Consider the following 3,197-nt stretch of genomic DNA (forward strand, 5'->3'; position numbering starts at 1 on the left):
TCGTCGACGAGTACGTCGCGCAGCACACCCGGGTACGGACCGGGGTGCAGCGTGTCGTTCTCGTCGACGATGCCGGAGAAGAAGGAGACCAGCAGGGTGCCGCCGCGCGCCACATAGCTCTCCAGGTCGGCGGCGACGGAGGCGGGCGCCGAGTACAGCTGCGGGACGACGAGCAGCGGGTAGCGCTCGGGGTCCAGGGCGCCGATGCCGGACGGGGGGAAGAAGTCGACGGTGAGGTGCCGGTCGTACAGCGCCTCGTAAAAGGATTCCAGGCGCTCCCGGGCGTCCAGCGCCTCGCTCGGCCGCCACTCCAGGTTCTGCGCCCACCAGGAGTCCCAGGACCAGATCATGGCGACATCCGCGCGGGTGCGGGTCGAGCGCAGGTCGGCCAGGTCCTCCAGCCGGTGACCGAGTTCGACGACCTCGTGCCAGACGCGGGTGCCCGTGCCGCCGTGCGGCAGCATCGACGAGTGGAACTTCTCGGCTCCGCTGCGGGACTGCCGCCACTGGAAGAACATCGCGCCCTCGGAGCCGCGGGCCACGTGCGAGAGGGAGTTGCGGGCCATCTCGCCGGGGCGCTTGGCCGGGTTGTACGGCTGCCAGTTGACGCCAGAGGTGGCGTGTTCGAGCAGCAGCCAGGGCGCGCCGCCCGCGACCGAGCGGGTCAGGTCGGCGGTGAGGGCCAGGTTGACGTGGGTGCGGCGGCCGTCGGTGACCAGATAGTGGTCATTGGTGACGAGGTCGACCTCCTTGCCCCAGGCCCAGTAGTCGATGGACTGGCACTGGCTCGGCGCGACCATGAAGTTGGTGGTGACGGGCACGCCGGGGGAGAGGCGGTGCAGGATGTCGCGCTCGGCGAGGAAGTTGGCGCGGGCCTGGGCGTCGGCGAAGCGCTGGTAGTCGAGCTGCTGCGTGGGGTTGCAGACGGTGGGGGTGAGACGGGGCGGGGTGATCTCCTCCCAGTCGCCGTAGATCTGGCCCCAGAATGCTGTGCCCCAGGCCGCGTTGAGGGCGTCCAGGCTGCCGTGGCGGTCGGCCAGCCAGCGGCGGAAGGCGGCGGCGCAGTTGTCGCAGTAGCAGGTCAGGACCGGGGCGCCGTACTCGTTGTGGACGTGCCACAGGACGACGGCGGGGTGGCTGCCGTACCGCTCGGCGAGCTTGGTGGTGATCGAGGCGGCAGCAGCGCGGTAGTCCGCGTTGGAGTGACAGATCGCGCCGCGGGAGCCGAAGGCGAGACGTACTCCGTCGCGGGTCACCGGCAGCGCGTCCGGGTGGGCGCGGTAGAACCACGCCGGCGGCACCACGGTCGGCGTCGCCAGGTCCACGGAGATCCCCGCCGAGTGCAGCATCCCGATGACCGTGTCGAGCCAGTCCCAGTCGTACACACCGGGCTGCGGCTCCATCCGTGACCAGGCGAAGACACCCAGGGAGACCACGGTGACACCGGCTTCGCGCATCAGCCGTACGTCCTCCTCCCAGACCTCCTGCGGCCACTGCTCGGGGTTGTAGTCACCCCCGTAGGCAAGCGGCAGGCGGTCGTGCTGAACGGCGGAGGACATGTGGTGCTCCCAGCGGATCGACAGAGGCGATGTCAGAGATTTCTGTGAGCGTGCACAGGTTGAGTCGGAGCTGACATCGGCGAGCAACAAGTAGGTAACCCCACGGTTGATCCATTGACAAGAGACCGAAACAATTTTCTACTGTGCACGATCACAGAGCAGCGCGGCCCTCGCGCACAGCCCCTAGGACCCCCTTCCTGTCAGCTCGGTCCGCCCCGCGGCGGACGTCTGGAAGGCGGGACACACAAGCTGGCTCCTTCTCAGTCAGGGGAGATTTAGATGTCGATCCACCGCCACCAGATCAATCGGCGCACCGTGCTCGCCGGCGCCCTGAGCGTCGCCGCGGCCGGCGCGCTCGCCGCCTGCGGCAGCTCCGACAGCGGTTCCGGAAAGAGCAGCGGACCGGTCAAGCTGACCTACTGGTCGTGGGCGCCGGGCATGGAAAAGGTCGCCGCGATCTGGAACAAGAAGAACCCCGACATCACGGTCACGGTGTCCAAGCAGGCCAGCGGTGGCGAGATGATCTCCAAGCTGATCACCGCCAAGAAGGCGGGCAACGCCCCCGACCTCATCCAGGTCGAGTACCAGTCCCTGCCGACCCTGGTCTCCAATGACGTCCTCGCCGACATCGCGAAGTACGCCAAGGACGTCAAGTCCAGCTTCGCGGACGGCGTCTGGGGCATGGTGACGCTCAGCAGCGACGCGCTCTACGCGGTGCCGCAGGACTCGGGCCCGCTGATGTTCTACTACCGCGAGGACCTGTTCACGAAGCACGGCCTCAAGGTCCCCACCACCTGGGACGAGTTCGCCGAGACCGCGCGCGCCGCGAAGAAGGCCGCCCCCGACGCGTTCCTGACGACCTTCTCCTCCCAGGACTCGGGTCTGTTCGCCGGACTCGCCCAGCAGGCCGGCGCCAAGTGGTGGACGGTGGACGACGGCGGCAAGTGGACGGTCGACATCGCCGGTGACGCCACCGACAAGGTCGCGGGATTCTGGGGCGGCCTGGTCGAGGAAGGCGTCATCGACAACCAGCCGATGTACACCCCGGCCTGGAACAACGCCCTGAACAAGGGCACCCACCTCGCCTGGGTCTCGGCCGTGTGGGCGCCGGGCGTCCTGGTCAGCTCCGCACCCGACACCAAGGGCAAGTGGAGCATGGCCCCGCTGCCGCAGTGGAACGCGGGCGAGAACGTCACGGGCAGCTGGGGCGGCTCCTCCACCGGCGTCTCCACCGACTCCAAGAACGCCGAGGCCGCGGCCAAGTTCGCGAAGTGGCTGAACACCGCCCCGGAGGCCCTTGCCGCACTGGTCAAGGAGTCCGGCATCTACCCGGCCGCCACCGCGGCCCAGTCGGGATCCGTACTCACCACGCCCGCGTTCTTCCCCAACCAGAAGGACTTCTACGACACGGCCGCCAAGATCTCCGCCACCACGGTCGCCTCGGCCTGGGGCCCGAACGTCCAGACCGCCTACGACGCGTTCACCGACAGCTTCGGCAAGGCCGCCAAGTCGAAGAAGAAGGCGAAGTTCCTCTCCGCCGTGGGCGACATGCAGTCCCAGACCTTCGCCGACATGAAGAAGCAGGGATTCAAGGTGACCGAGGCATGACGACCACTCCGCTCGAGGGCACCGGCCGTC

At 68.4% G+C, this 3,197-nt stretch carries 2 protein-coding genes; one reads left to right on the forward strand and one right to left on the reverse strand.

The genetic code is table 11. From position 1 onward, the window contains the following. Positions 1–1,559 (reverse strand): beta-galactosidase (locus J0695_RS37470; protein WP_206969230.1); only part of this gene is annotated, 1,559 nt, incomplete at its 3' end. Between the two features lie 279 nt (positions 1,560–1,838). On the opposite strand from J0695_RS37470, the gene J0695_RS37475 reads away from it, so the two are divergent. Further along, positions 1,839–3,167 (forward strand): ABC transporter substrate-binding protein, encoded by a 1,329-nt coding sequence (locus J0695_RS37475; protein WP_206969235.1) that lies wholly within the window; start codon positions 1,839–1,841, stop codon positions 3,165–3,167. The last annotated feature ends 30 nt before the right edge of the window (positions 3,168–3,197 follow it).

The organism is Streptomyces beijiangensis, from assembly GCF_017315755.1.
GTDB lineage: Bacteria > Actinomycetota > Actinomycetes > Streptomycetales > Streptomycetaceae > Streptomyces > Streptomyces beijiangensis.

Excerpts from the sequence above, each read along its gene's own strand:
- J0695_RS37475 (WP_206969235.1), top strand. The coding sequence starts at position 1,839 with ATGTCGATCCACCGCCACCAGATCAATCGGCGCACCGTGCTCGCCGGC.